Source organism: Aeromicrobium sp. CF4.19 (assembly GCF_051262555.1).
Classification (GTDB): Bacteria; Actinomycetota; Actinomycetes; order Propionibacteriales; family Nocardioidaceae; genus Aeromicrobium.
Window position 1 is genome coordinate 32,845 of the sequence record NZ_JBIMEU010000010.1, and the last position, 13,248, is coordinate 46,092.

At 71.3% G+C, this 13,248-nt stretch carries 14 protein-coding genes and 1 pseudogene; 11 read left to right on the forward strand and 4 right to left on the reverse strand.

Going from position 1 to position 13,248, the window contains the following annotated elements; all coding sequences use genetic code 11:
- Positions 1-138: 138 nt before the first annotated feature.
- On the forward strand, positions 139-681 hold the full coding sequence (locus ACHAAC_RS16295) for a hypothetical protein (protein ID WP_435717370.1): 543 nt from the start codon (positions 139-141) through the stop codon (positions 679-681).
- 78 nt (positions 682-759) lie between these two features.
- Positions 760-2,004 carry a YibE/F family protein gene (locus ACHAAC_RS16300; RefSeq protein ID WP_435717371.1) on the forward strand — a complete coding sequence of 415 codons (1,245 nt, stop codon included), beginning with the start codon at positions 760-762 and terminating at the stop codon, positions 2,002-2,004.
- A gap of 22 nt (positions 2,005-2,026) precedes the next feature.
- On the opposite strand, the gene rnhA is transcribed toward ACHAAC_RS16300, so the two are convergent.
- The 3 genes from rnhA to ACHAAC_RS16315 form a co-directional block, all read right to left on the reverse strand.
- Entirely contained in the window at positions 2,027-2,485 is a 459-nt protein-coding gene (rnhA, locus tag ACHAAC_RS16305) for a ribonuclease HI (RefSeq protein ID WP_435717372.1), read from the reverse strand.
- Between the two features lie 46 nt (positions 2,486-2,531).
- Positions 2,532-3,005 carry an NUDIX hydrolase gene (locus tag ACHAAC_RS16310; RefSeq protein ID WP_435717373.1) on the reverse strand — a complete coding sequence of 158 codons (474 nt, stop codon included), beginning with the start codon at positions 3,003-3,005 and terminating at the stop codon, positions 2,532-2,534.
- A gap of 64 nt (positions 3,006-3,069) precedes the next feature.
- Complete coding sequence (locus ACHAAC_RS16315) at positions 3,070-3,552, reverse strand: YqeB family protein (RefSeq protein WP_435717374.1); 483 nt, start codon at positions 3,550-3,552, stop codon at positions 3,070-3,072.
- A gap of 170 nt (positions 3,553-3,722) precedes the next feature.
- On the opposite strand from ACHAAC_RS16315, the gene ACHAAC_RS16320 reads away from it, so the two are divergent.
- From ACHAAC_RS16320 to ACHAAC_RS16355, 8 genes are all read left to right on the forward strand, one after another.
- Positions 3,723-4,052 carry a YciI family protein gene (locus tag ACHAAC_RS16320; RefSeq protein ID WP_435717375.1) on the forward strand — a complete coding sequence of 110 codons (330 nt, stop codon included), beginning with the start codon at positions 3,723-3,725 and terminating at the stop codon, positions 4,050-4,052.
- A gap of 75 nt (positions 4,053-4,127) precedes the next feature.
- Entirely contained in the window at positions 4,128-4,472 is a 345-nt protein-coding gene (locus ACHAAC_RS16325; RefSeq protein ID WP_435717376.1) for a VOC family protein, read from the forward strand.
- A gap of 189 nt (positions 4,473-4,661) precedes the next feature.
- The gene (locus ACHAAC_RS16330; RefSeq protein ID WP_435717377.1) at positions 4,662-5,924 is read left to right on the forward strand and encodes a sensor histidine kinase; all 1,263 of its coding nucleotides are present in this window, start codon (positions 4,662-4,664) and stop codon (positions 5,922-5,924) included.
- Positions 5,921-6,592 carry a response regulator gene (locus ACHAAC_RS16335; RefSeq protein ID WP_435717378.1) on the forward strand — a complete coding sequence of 224 codons (672 nt, stop codon included), beginning with the start codon at positions 5,921-5,923 and terminating at the stop codon, positions 6,590-6,592. The genes ACHAAC_RS16330 and ACHAAC_RS16335 overlap by 4 nt, the downstream gene beginning before the upstream one ends.
- A gap of 139 nt (positions 6,593-6,731) precedes the next feature.
- Complete coding sequence (locus tag ACHAAC_RS16340) at positions 6,732-7,487, forward strand: ABC transporter ATP-binding protein (protein ID WP_435717379.1); 756 nt, start codon at positions 6,732-6,734, stop codon at positions 7,485-7,487.
- Positions 7,488-7,492: 5 nt separating this feature from the next.
- Positions 7,493-9,391 carry an ABC transporter permease gene (locus tag ACHAAC_RS16345; protein ID WP_435717380.1) on the forward strand — a complete coding sequence of 633 codons (1,899 nt, stop codon included), beginning with the start codon at positions 7,493-7,495 and terminating at the stop codon, positions 9,389-9,391.
- Between the two features lie 90 nt (positions 9,392-9,481).
- Entirely contained in the window at positions 9,482-11,080 is a 1,599-nt protein-coding gene (locus ACHAAC_RS16350) for a phospholipase D-like domain-containing protein (protein ID WP_435717381.1), read from the forward strand.
- Positions 11,081-11,181: 101 nt separating this feature from the next.
- Complete coding sequence (locus tag ACHAAC_RS16355; protein WP_435717382.1) at positions 11,182-11,529, forward strand: HNH endonuclease; 348 nt, start codon at positions 11,182-11,184, stop codon at positions 11,527-11,529.
- Here ACHAAC_RS16355 and ACHAAC_RS16360 read toward each other — a convergent pair.
- Positions 11,526-12,526 (reverse strand): annotated as a pseudogene (locus tag ACHAAC_RS16360) (IS481 family transposase). The gene ACHAAC_RS16355 and the pseudogene ACHAAC_RS16360 overlap by 4 nt on opposite strands.
- Positions 12,527-12,731: 205 nt before the next feature.
- Here ACHAAC_RS16360 and ACHAAC_RS16365 point away from each other — a divergent pair.
- The gene (locus ACHAAC_RS16365) at positions 12,732-13,100 is read left to right on the forward strand and encodes a hypothetical protein (RefSeq protein WP_435717383.1); all 369 of its coding nucleotides are present in this window, start codon (positions 12,732-12,734) and stop codon (positions 13,098-13,100) included.
- Positions 13,101-13,248 lie beyond the last annotated feature (148 nt).

Genomic DNA, 13,248 nt, shown 5'->3' on the forward strand with positions numbered 1-13,248 from the left:
CCCCAAGCACTCCGCTTCGCTCCGTGCAGGGTGGTACCCCCAGCTGGCGCTCGCTCATGCCTCCATGCTGGCATGCGCGGTCCCCCGGCCCACGGCCCTGCTAGCGTCAGCGCGCGGCGATCGAGGACGAGGTGGCACATGCGGCGTGGCGTGGTGGTGGTGCTCCTGGTGTTCCTCGCGGCCTGCGGCGGCCCGGCCGCGAGCACCGGTGACGACGACCCGGCCGCCGACTCGGCCGACACGTCGGACCCGACCGACGCTCCGGACACGACGACTCTGGTGTCGGCCGACGGCGCGGTGAGCGCCGAGGTCCCCGCCGGCTGGGTCGAGCCGGAGCTCGAGGTCACCGGTCCGGTGGCTCTGGTGGCCCAGTCCGAGGAGGACGAGCTCGACCAGCTCATCGTCAACACCTACACCGAGCCCGGCGCCGCCGAGGAGCAGGCGATCTCCATCACGGCCGGACTCGCGTCCTCCGACGTCTCCTGCGAGCGGACCGAGCTCGACGGACAGCTGCTGTTCGACTGCCCCGAGGACCAGGACGGCGGGACCGTCCGGCGGATGTACGCCCCGTTGACCGAGGACGGGTCGAGCCTGCTGGTCCTGGTCCAGACGCGAGCCGAGACCCTGGCCGATGCCGCCGACCTCCTCGGACCCATCCTCGACGGCATCGCCGTGCGCTGAGCCCGCGCGGCGCTCCTCACAGACCTCCTCGGGCACGTCTGCACGCTTGCGAGGTCGGTGCGTGCCACTCTGGTCCGCGTGGGACACGGACATTCGCACGCGCCGGACGATCTCGACGTCGGCCCTCCCCGCCGGGGCCTGGCCATCGTGCTCGGTGTCGTCGTCGTCATCATCACCCTGCTGGCCCTGGCCGCGATGGCCGCGCTGTGGCCGGCCGCCTCCGACGTGCCGCGCGACCGCAACCCCATCGAGGGTGAGGGCGTCTCCACGGTGAGCGCGACGGTCGACGCGGTCGAGGCGTTCGACTGCGGCTCCGGCGGTGAGGGGCCGGACCAGCTGCCGACCGTCGACGGCGACTGTGCCCAGGTCGTTGCCGAGACCACGGACGGGCCTGCTGAGTTCACGCTCGACTCCGCCCGCTTCCAGGCGGGAATCGAGGTCGGCGACGAGGTCGAGCTCATCCGCATCCAGCCCGAGGGCCAGGAGGCGAGCTATGAGTTCCTCGACTACAAGCGCTCGACGCCACTGCTCGCCCTGGGTGCGGCGTTCGCGGTGCTGGCGATCGTCGTGGCGCGCTGGCGCGGCGTGTTCGCGCTGCTGGGCATCGGCGTGGCCCTCTTCGCGCTGCTGAAGTTCATGCTGCCGGCGCTCCTGGCAGGGGAACCACCGCTGCTCGTGGCGGTCGTCGGGTCGACGCTCATCATGGTCGTCCTGCTCTACCTCGCCCACGGCGTCAGCATCCGCACGACGTCAGCGCTGTTCGGGACCCTGTTCGGCATCGCCTTCACGGCCCTGCTGGGCGTGATGGCGACGGGGTGGGCGAGCCTGACCGGCATCGGCTCGGAGGACGACCGCACGCTGATCGCCACGGTGCCCGACCTGAACATGGCCGGCATCGTCGGTGCGACGATGGTGATCGCCGGGCTGGGCGTGCTCAACGACGTCACGGTCACGCAGGCCAGCATCGTGTGGGAGATGCGGGCCCTGCGGCCGACCGCCAAGGCCGCCGAGCTGTTCACCTCGGCCATGCGGATCGGGCGTGACCACATCGCCTCCAGCACCTACACGCTCGTGTTCGCCTATGCCGGCGCGTCGATGACGGTGCTGCTGCTCATCACCGCGTACCAGCGAGACCTCGGGCAGATGGCCACCACCGAGGAGATCGGCCAGGAGATCGTGCGCAGTCTCGTCGGCATGATCGGGCTGATCCTCGCGGTGCCGATGACCACGATCGTCGCCGTCGCCCTCGCCCCTCCCGCGGTGCAGGATGAGGACGGCACGAGCGGCGGATCGCACCGCCGGCCGCTCGAGGCCGGGGCCTGACCCGACCGGCTGGCGCTGCCGGTCAGGAGGCGGGCGCGGCCATCGCCTCGAGCAGGCCCCGGGTCGCGAGCTCGTCGGCGAGCTCGTTGTCCGGGACACCGGAGTGCCCCTTGACCCAGAACCACTCCACCTCGTGACGCTCGCACGCCGCTTCCAGCCGCTGCCACAGGTCGACGTTCTTGACCGGCTGCTTGGCCGACGTGCGCCAGCCGTTGCGCTTCCAGCCGGCCATCCACGACGTGATGCCGCTGCGGACGTACGTGCTGTCGGTGTGCAGGTGCACGACCGACGGACGGCTCAGCAGCTCCAGCGCCCGAATGGGGGCCATCAGCTCCATCCGGTTGTTCGTCGTGGTGGCGGGCTCGCCCCCGAACAGCTCGCGCACGTGGTCGCCGTAGCGCAGCACGGCGCCCCAGCCACCGGGGCCGGGATTGGGACGACAGCCCCCGTCGGTGTGGATGGTCACGACCTGCTCATTCACCCGTCCATGCTCCCATCCGTCGCTCGTCCACCACCGGACCGCGGCGTCATTCGCCGCGGCCGAAGCGGGCCGTGCTCTCCTCGGCCAGCGCAGCCGCGACGCGTGCGGTCATGTCGGCGTCCATGGCGGGGAGGCCGTGACGGGGGAACCAGCGCGCCTCGGTGTTCTCCCCGTCCGCGGGGTGCGGGTCCCCCGCGACCCACTCCAGGTGGAAGACGAGGTCCACGTACTGCGTCCGGTCTCCGTTGGCGTAGGTGATGGGGGCGGTCACGTGCACCAGGGCCAGCCGTACCGGCTCGGCGTCGACGTCTGCCTCCTCCTTGGTCTCACGGACCGCGGCGTCGGCGGGCTCCTCACCGGGATCGACGATGCCGCACACCGGCGCCCAGGCGCCGGTGTCGACCCGACGGACGAGCAGGACGTCGTCGGCTCGGGTGACGACGGCCGTGGTGCCGCACAGCCACAGCATCTCGGTGCCGATCTTCTCGCGCAGGGAGAGGATGAACTCAGGGGTGGCCATCGCCCCATGATCGCCGGTGCGTCACGAGGCGACGAGCCCGGGATCGGCGGTCGGTGGGCATCGCTCAGTCTGATTCCCACGGCCACTCGCGCGACACGAACGCCGATCGGACGTCGTCACGCCCGGCCTCGAGCTTCTGCGAGAAGAGCACCCGCCCCTGGTCGCCGTCGATCGTCACCTTCTTGCCGTCGCGATGGATGCCCACCACCTGGTCGCGTCGCAGGGTGCGGCGGTCGTCACCGTGGAGCACGACGATGTCCTCCTCGCCCACCTCGAGCCGATGCTCGTCCCAGATGGTCAGCAGCGCCAGGACGACGCCGGCGAGGAGCCCCAGCCCGATGCGCAGCAACGGGGCCCACCACTGGTCGAAGGAGCCGAGCCAGTCCACGACGTCGCCGAAGGGGATGAACGGGAACCCTGCGAGCAGGTCCAGCAACCACGGCAGGATCCCGAGCAGCAGGGCGCCCCCGCCCCCGAGCAGTACGAAGGCCCACACCCTGTCCGAGGGCGACATGCCCAGGACGTCACGATCGACCGATCCGCTCATGGCCACGACGCTAGCGACGCCTGCGGTCCCGCACATCGGCCGTTGGTCGACGCGGACTGGCCGAAAGTCGGACCGCCGTCGGGCGTGACCGCGTCCGACCTGCCACCTAGGCTCGGGGTCTGCCGAGTACCACACGTCCTCGTGCGTCGGTACACGAGGAGAGGACGGCCATGCCGCGATTCCTGACCATCGGCTACGGCGACCGGGCTGGCTACGACGGCACACCGCAGGGCGTCCGGGACGCCGCCCACGAGCACGACGCCGACCTCGCCGCGGCCGGGGCCGTCATCGGCAGGATGGAGGCCCCGGTGCGAGTCACCAACGCGCACGACACCGGCACCGTCGTCGAGGAGGGCCCGTTCCAGCAGACGCCCCTGCCCGTGGCCGGCTTTGCCCTCATCACCGCCGACTCTCTCGAGCACGCCATCGAGCTGGCCTCGGGAACCCCGTGTGCCGTCGCGAGCGGCGTCGTGGAGGTCTGGCAGGTCCCGGAGGACTGACGGGAGAAGCTCGGCGCCGATCCCGTGCCGGTCAGCCTCTCGACCCCGAGGCGCCAGTGGTGGTCCCATCGATGCATGAAGATCGAACGCATCGCTCCCATCCTCACCGTCAGCAACGTCGCCGCCGCCATCGACGAGCACACCAGCGTGCTCGGCATGCACGTCGTGATGGACATGGGGTGGATCGCCTTCCTCGCCGACGACGAGGGCCGGCAGATCGGCCTGATGACCACTGACGCCTCGGCCCCCGTGAACCCGGACGTCTCCGTCTTCGTCGACGACGTGGAGGCCGCACACGCCGCCGCACGTACCGCCGGGCTCGACATCGTCCACCCCCTGACGACGGAGGACTGGGGCGTGCGTCGCTTCTTCTACCGCGACACGTCGGGCCAGGTCGTCAACGTCGGCACCCACGTCTGACGGTCGAGGCACTGACCAACGGGACCCTCGCCGCGACACCCACCGGCTTCGTCTCGTTCGGCCCGGATCGCGAGCGCGCTGCACCCACCACGCTCCGAAGGCGTGTTCAGCGTCGACCTGCTGCACGCGGCAGAGCGAGCACGGCTCGAGCCTGCGACCCTGGCCCACCTCGGCGTGGGAGCCTGAGCCATGGCTCCGACGTCCCGCGCCCCGCGACGCGGCGACGTCATCCTCGGCGGGGTCGTCACCGCGATCGCTCTCGGGCTGCTGGGCCTGCTTCCCGTGCTCGCGGATCTCGACCCCGAGGTCGCGGTGACGTTGCCGAGCCCGTCCGACCCAGTCTGGTGGGCCGCCGTCGTCGCCGTCGTCGGGCAGGGAGCACTCCTCACGCGGCTCTCCACCGCACCGGAGCGCGTGCTCGTCGCCGTGGCGGCCATCGCGCTCGGCATGTCGTTGGTGCCGCTGGGTGAGGCGTCGAGCATCGCGTTCGTGGCCGTCGTCCCGGCCGCCTACGTGGCCACCCGTCAGCGCTCGTCGGCCGCCCCCTGGACGTCTTGGTACCTCGCCACCGCACTGAGCGCCGGAGCGGGCGCGGTGGTCAACGTGCGGTTGGACGACGCCGACGTCCTCCTCTCCCTGGTGGCCGCTGCGGGCCAGGCACTGACCGTGGTGGGGCTGCCTGCCCTCGTGGGGTGGGTCGCCGCGGCCAGGGTGGAGTCGCGCACGGCTCGCGAACGCGCCACCGTCGCCCGCGCCCACGAGCTGGAGGCACGTGCCGAGGCCGCCGTCGCCGCCGAGCGCACCGCCATCGCACGCGAGCTGCACGACATCGCCGCGCACCACCTCTCGGGCATCGCCTTGATGTCCTCGGCGATCTCCCAGCAGATCGACACCGACCCGACGACGGCGAAGGCCGGGCTGGCAGACGTGCGCGGCCAGACCCGCGAGCTCCTGGACGAGCTGCGCGGCCTCGTCGCGCTGCTGCGCCACGACGAGGGCGCCCCGGTGGACGTGGAGTCGCTTGCCGGCCTCGAGACCCTCGTTCCTCACGCGAGGGATCGCGGCCTCGACGTCTCGCTCGTCACTCCGCAGGGCGTCACCGTGCACGAGCTGTCCCGGGGCATCGGCCCGCTGGGCCAGTTCGCGGCGTACAAGACCGTGCGGGAGGCGCTCGCCAACGCGGCCCGCCACGCCCCGGACAGCTGGTGCACGGTCGAGCTCCGCGATGCCGGTGGGGCTCTGGCGATCACCGTCACCAACGGGCCGGGCTCGCCGGCCCCGCCCCGTGAGGCGGACGAGGGTGGGTTCGGCCTGCGTGGCATGCAGGAGCGCGCAGCCCTGACCCGGTCGACCCTCGGGTACGGCGCCACGGAGTCCGGCGGCTGGCGGGTCGTGCTGCAGGTGCCGCGCGAGCCCGGGCACGACACCGCGCGACGAGGAGAGCTGTCATGATCCGGGTGCTGATCGCGGACGACCAGGGTCTCGTCCGTGCCGGCCTGGCCGCGTTGCTGAGCGCCGCGCCGGACATCGAGGTGGTGGGGACCGCAGCCGACGGCGACGAGGCCCTCGCAATGGCCAGGCAGCTCGTGCCGGACGTGGCCTGCGTGGACGTGCGGATGCCGGGCCGCGACGGCATCAGCGTCACGCGCGAGCTGTTCGGCTCCGAGGCGTCGCAGGGCATCGCCGTGCTGATCCTGACCACGTTCGCCATCGACGACTACGTGTTCGGCGCCTTGGAAGCGGGCGCATCGGGATTCATGCTCAAGGACTCCGAGCCCGAGGACATCGTGGCCGCCGTACGCTCGGTCGCCGCAGGCAACGGGACGCTCGACGCATCCTTGACCAGGACCGTGATCCAGGAGTTCTCCCGACGCCGCCGGAGCAGGCCCGTCACCGTCACGAACGGATCGGACCTGCTCTCACCACGAGAGCTCGACATCCTGCTGCTGCTCGCGCAGGGCATGTCCAACGAGGACATCGCGCGCCACCTGGTGCTCGAAGTGTCGACGGTCAAGTCGCACGTGTCGCGCATGCTGCCCAAGATCGGCGTGCGCTCACGGCTCCAGGCCGTGGTGTGGGCGTACCAGCACCGCATCGTCGAGATCGAGGACGAGGACTAGGGCCCGCGTACGCCGGCCGTTCCATCCAAAGGCGCAACCCGCGCAGTGGGTCCTTTCGCCGCTAGAGGCACGCCCTCGGGGATTTCTACCGTTGCCGTGGCCGGCGCACCCAGCGTCGGGCCGAGCCAAGGAGAGATCGATGAGCCACGCCTCGCACGTCACCGCCCCACCGCGGACGGCGGTGAGTCTGACCGGCGTCCACCAGTCCTACCCCGCTGGTGTCCAGCCGGTCCACGCCCTTCGGGGGATCGACCTCACCATCACCGCGGGCTCGTTCACCGCGGTGATGGGTCCGTCGGGCTCGGGCAAGTCGACCCTGCTGAACGTCGCGGCGGGTCTGGACACGCCGACGTCCGGGCGCATCGTCGTCGGCGACACGGACATCAGCCGCCTGTCCGCCGACGAGCTGACGACGTTCCGGCGTCGCCACGTGGGGTTCATCTTCCAGGCCTACAACCTGCTCCCCCACCTCACCGTGTCCGAGAACCTCCGGCTGCCGTGGTGGCTGGACGACCGGAGCCCTGACCTGGCGCGCGAGGCCGAGCTGCTGCGGGCCGTCGGCATGGACGGTGCAGCGGACCGGCTCCCGGCAGAGCTCTCCGGTGGACAGGCGCAGCGCGTCGCGATCGCCCGCGCGCTCGCCCTGGAGCCGGACGTCATCTTCGCCGACGAGCCCACCGGCGCGCTCGACTCCCACACGGGGGCCACCGTCCTGCAGGTGCTGCGCACGGCCGTCGCCGGCCTGCGGCAGACGCTGGTGCTGGTGACGCATGACGCGCAGGTCGCTGCCGCGGCGGACGAGGTCGTCTTCCTGGCCGACGGGACGGTGGTGGATCGCGCCGTCGAGGCTTCGGCCCAGCAGATCTCGCAGCGCGTGCTGGACCTGGGGCGGTGAGGACCGTGCGACACATCTCGATGCGTGCCCTGCGCGCCCACTGGCCCAGCGCGGCCGGCGTGTTCCTCACCATGCTCCTCGCCTCGGTCCTGACATCTGCCTCGACCGTGTTGATGGAGTCGGGCCTGCGCGCCGGCGATGCGTCCTCGCCCACTGCCACCGTGCTCACCACCGTCATGGGCTCCTTCGGCGGAATCGCGGTCCTGATCGCGATCTTCGTGGTGTCCTCGGCGTTCGCGGCGTCGCTGCGGGACCGGCGACGCGAGTTCGCGCTGCTGCGTGCCGTGGGCGCCACGGCGCAGCAGGTCCGCACGCTGGTCTCCACCGAGGTGCTGCTCATCTCTCTGACGGCCGTGGGGCTGGGTGGCCTCCTGGGCTTCGGTGGCGCGCGCGCACTGGTGCCGTTGCTGCGCTCCAGCGGCGTGGTGGGCGACGACTTCGTGCTGGTCCTCTCCGGATGGCCCCTGCTCGTCACGGCCGTCCTGCTGGTGCCGGCCGCGTGGCTCGCCGGCCGTCTCGCGGCGCGCGAGATGGCGAGTCTCAGCCCCACGTCTGCCGTGAGCACCTCCGGCGCCGACGCACGCACGCTCGGCACAGGACGGGTGGTCGGGGCGTGGGTGTGCCTGGGGGCAGGGGCGGCGGCCACCACCACGCCGCTGTTCGTCCCGGGTGCGATGGGGGGCGCCACGGGTGCTTCCTCGGCGCTGCTGTTCATCACCGCGGTGGCACTGGCGGGGCCGGCACTCGTGCTGCGCGGCGCGACGTGGATGGCACGCCGGCGGGTGCTCGGTGGCCGCGCGGCGCCCGTGCTCGCCACGGCCAACGCGCGGGGCTACTCGCGGCGCCTCACAGCGGCCGTGGTGCCGCTCGCGCTGCTGGTCTCCCTGGGCTCCATCCAGACCGGGACCAACGGCATCGTCGCCGAGGCCGGTGCTCAGGAGCTGGGTGAGGCGATCGACGGTGGGTTGGTGTGGCAGGGACCGGAGGGGTCGGCGGAGAGCAGCCGGACGGCCGACGCCCTGGCCGCGCTTCCCGGCGTCGCCGCAGTCACGACCACCGCCGTGGCACCGGTGCAGGCGAAGATCGAGCCCACGGACGAGGACGTGCCGTCCCTTGACGGGCTGTCGTGGGAGCCGATGTCGATGCGCTTGATCGACGGTGCCGCCTCCTCGAGCCTCATCGACCCGGACGTGGCCGAGGGGGACCTCACCGCACTCGCCGAGCCCGATGCGGTCGCGGTGAGCACCGATGCCCTCACCCTCACGGACAAGGGCGTGGGCGACCCGATCGACGTGCGCTACCCGGACGGCTCGGAGGCGACGCCCACCATCGTCGCCACCTACGACCGAGGGCTCGGGCTGGGTGACCTCCTGGTGGGGCCACGAGGTTTCACCCCGGTCGTCGATGCCGTGGGGCCAGGGACCGTGATCGTTCGCCCGGAGCGGGCTCAGGCCGACACGGTGCTGCGTGCTGCCGAGGCCGCCGGTGTCGCACTCACCCCCACGGCGGACTTCGTGAGTGCTGCCACGGAGTCCAGCGGCGCCGACCGACGGCTGTCCGACACGCTGCTGCTGGTGCTGCTGGGCTTCATCGGGATCGCTGCCGGCAATGCGCTGGTGATCGCGACCCGTTCCCGCGCCGGTGAGCTCGTGCTGCTGGGCAGGCTGGGGGCCACCCGCCGCCAGCTGCGGTCGATGCTGATCGTCGAGGCCGCACTCGTGGGCGTCGCCGCCGTGGCCATCGGCAGCCTGACGGCCCTGCCTGGCCTGGTGTCCGCCTCCTTGGCCTTGGCGCACGGCTCCACGCTGGGAGTCGAGCCCGCCATGTATGCGGGACTGGCCGGGGCTGCCGTCGTGATCGCGTTCGTCGGGACGGCGGGTGCACGCCTTCGCACCCGGGCGTGAGCCTCCAGAAGGGTCTCCGGCGAGGCGCGCTCCGACCGGTGACGGCACCTCGTCGTGCCGGGGTCGTCGGCGATGCGGTTGAGTGGGGCGATGACCGACCCCCTGGACGACTGGCTGCTGACCTCCGCCGAGCGCGGCAACGACTGGACCCGGCTGGTCGACCGGGTGCCGGGCAACGCCTGCACCCCGCTGGTGCACGGCGCGACGTACTTCGCCCGGCTGGTGGAGGAGGTCGAGGCCCTCGTCGAGGGCGACCACCTGTTCTTCACCGACTGGCGCGGCGATGCCTGGCAGAAGCTGGGTGACGACGGGCCCACCGTCGGAAAGCTGTTCAGCGATGCGGCCCGCCGCGGCGTCGTGGTCCGCGGGTTGGTGTGGCGGTCGCACACCGAGATGTTCTCGATGAACAAGGAGGCGAACAAGGGGCTGGACACCGACCTCGAGGAGTCCGGCGGACAGGTGATCCTGGACCAGCGGGTGCACCGGTTCGGCAGCCACCACCAGAAGCTCGTCGTGCTGCGCCACCCCGCGGCGCCCGAGCGCGACGTCGCCTTCGTCGGCGGCATCGACCTGTGCAACAGCCGCCGCGACGACTCTCGTCACCTGGGCGACCCGCAGGCGCTGGCGATGGCAGAGGCCTACGGGGCGACCCCGGCGTGGCACGACGTGCAGCTCGAGGTGCGGGGACCGGCCGTGGCCGCCTTCGACTGCGTCTTCCGCGAGCGATGGGAGGACCCCACCAACGCCGACTCGCACAACCCGGCCGCGCGGCTCGTCGACACCTGGAAGGGAGCGCGGCTGGACCCCACCGCGCTGCCCGACGTGCCGCCCGCGCCGGAGCCGGTCGGGCGGCAGACCGTGCAGGTGCTGCGGACCTATCCGGTGATCCGGCCCAGGTACGACTTCGCCCCCCGCGGCGAGTTCTCGATCGCCCGGGGGTACACCAAGGCGATCAGGAAGGGGACGCGGCTGATCTACGTCGAGGACCAGTACATGTGGTCGCAGCACATCGCGCGGCTCCTTGCCGACGCGCTGCGCGCCGACCAGGACCTGCACCTGGTGGTGGTCGTCCCGAAGGTCCCGGACCAGGAGGGGGCGCTCGCGGTGCTGCCCAACCGGATCGGTCAGCGGCAGGCGCTGCAGGTGTGCGAGAAGGCGGGACCGGACCGGGTGCACGTCTACAGCGTGGAGAACCCCGAGGGCACGCCGGTCTACGTGCACGCCAAGGTCTGCGTGATCGACGACGCGTGGGCGAGCGTCGGTAGCGACAACATGAACCGCCGGTCCTGGACCCACGACAGTGAGCTCACCGCGGCCGTCGTCGACGCCGAGCACGATGAGCGCGAGCCGCGCGACCCCCGCGGCGACGGGATCGGCGCCCGCCGCTTCGCCCGCGACCTGCGCCTGGAGCTCGCCCGCGAGCACCTCGACCTTGAGAACGGCGACGTCTGGGAGGGCCACGACCTGCTCGACCCCGGCGGCTTCGTCGCTGCGCTCGAGGCGTCGGCCGACCGGCTCGACAGGTGGTACGCCGACGGTCGCCGGGGCCCGCGCCCGCTCGGCCGGCTGCGACGGCACCACCCCGCCCCGGTGCCGTGGTTCACCCGACTCTGGGCCCGCCCCGTCTACCGGCTGCTGCACGACCCCGACGGCCGCACCGTGGGCCGGCGCTGGCGGGGCGAGTTCTGAGGTCGGCGCCGACGCAACCCGGCCCGAGGGCAGACGCGACACGCTGCCGCGGTCATGGCGATGCTCCGGCCGCGCCGGACCCGTGCCGCTAGGTTCATGACGTGCCCTCCCGCACCCGCAGCAGCACCTACGCGCGACGTCGACAGCGACGCATGGCGAAGGTCGAGCACGACCTGTCCCCCGCGCAGTGGTCGTTCCTGCAGGACGCCTGGGGCGGTTGCGCCTACTGCGGGACCTCGGACGGCCCCCTGCACAAGGACTGCCTGTTGCCGATCTCCCGCGGCGGCCGCTACACCGCTGCGAACGTGGTCCCGGCGTGTCGGTCTTGCAACTCCAGCAAGTGGAACACCGAGGTGACCACCTGGATGCGCCGCAAGAAGCTCGACGAGCGAGCCTTCCTCGTTCGACATCACGAGATCGTCAGCAGCGCCGCCCCCGCATCCGACTAGATGTGATGTCCAGGCAGGTTGTTGCTGATTCTGCTGATGGGTGGCAGCGCTCCGATCGCGGAGTGGGCCTGTGGTGATTGTAGAAGTGGATCCAGTTCGGGAGTGCTGCTCGGCGTTCGGCGTCTGAGGCGTAGAAGCGGGCGTAGGCCCAGCCGTCGGCCAGGGTGCGGTGGAATCGCTCGATTTTGCCGTTGGTCTGGGGCCGGTAGGGACGGGTTCGCTTGTGCGCGATGTTCAGAGCGGTGCAGGCGTCTCGCCAGGCGTGGGAGCGGTAGCAGCTGCCGTTGTCGGACAGGACTCGTTCGACGGTGACACCGTGTTCGGCGAACCAGGCGACGGCGCGGTGCAGAACACTGACCGCAGTGGTCGCTCTCTCGTCGGCGTGGATCTCGACGTAAGCGATGCGGGAGTGGTCATCGATGACGGTGTGCAAGTAGGCCGTTCCGATGACCGGCTTGTAGTGCTTGCCGCGTTGGCCGGTGCGTTTGGCCGTGACCTGGGCGTTGTGTTTTCCCTGGACACGGCCGACGAAGCGGTGGCCTCCGCCGTCGGGGATGTTGCCGAACTTGGTGACATCGACGTGGATCAACGATCCGGGGTGCGGGTGCTCATAGCGACGGATGGGTTCGCCGGTGACCCGGTCGATGTGGCTGAGCCTGTTGAGTCGGCAGCGCACCAGCACGGCGTGGACGCTCGAGGGAGCGAACCCGAGCCGGCCGCCGATCTGGACCGGGCCGAGTCGTTGTCGCCAGCGCAGGGCGACAATCTGACGCTTCACTTGTTCGGGCGTGCGATGTGGACACGAGCGTGGACGGCTGGACCTGTCGGCCATCGCGGCCGGGCCTTCGGTACGCAGACGGTTGGCCCACTTTCGGGCGGTCACGGTCGAGACCATGAACATCTTCGCCGCCTCGGACGGTCTCCAGCCGTCCTCGACGACCAACCGAGCAAGCCGGAGCCGAGCACGAGGAGTCAGGGCAGCGTTAGCGTGGACCACGAAGGCCTCCTGGGTGAGAAGCGGTTCTTAGACAGCTCCACTCTCACCCGGAGGCCTTCACCTATCCAGCAGACAACCCGAAACAACGTCCCTGGACATCACAACTAGACGTCGGTGCCGACCCACCACGATCCGACAGCACCCTGACGGTCCGGGCCGGTCGTTCCCTGGGCCTCCACAGCAACGCGAGCAGTAGTCTCCCCTGATGCGTCTGTCCGAGAAGACCGTCCTCACCATCGCCGCCGATGGCGTCGGGACTGCCTCCACGGTGCTCGGCGGTCTCCTGGCCGTCGCACCACGGACGGGCGGGCGATGGCTCGGCCTGGCCGACACCAGCGTGACCGGGAGGCGAGCGCTCGGAACAGCAGACCTCGGCCTCGGCATCACGATCATGGCCGCTCGATCGTCGCGTCGGCGGTGGCGTGCCGTCTTGGCACGAAGCCTTCTGCACCTCGTGTTCGCGCGCGAGTACGTGCGAACCGGTCGCCGAGACAACGCGGTTGCGATGGGTGCACTGTTCGTCCTCGACGCGGGGATCGCCACCGGACTTCGCGAAGAAGGTCACTCCGCCTGAGCAGACCCCCGTGGCTGGTACACGCGATCCGATGACGTCGGGGCCCGACGCCGCTGGGCGTTGAAGCGGAGCTCCACCACGTTCCGGCACCGACCAACTTCCACCGCCCGCGCAGCGCGGCCTTCGACATGGTCCTGGCCGGACTGGG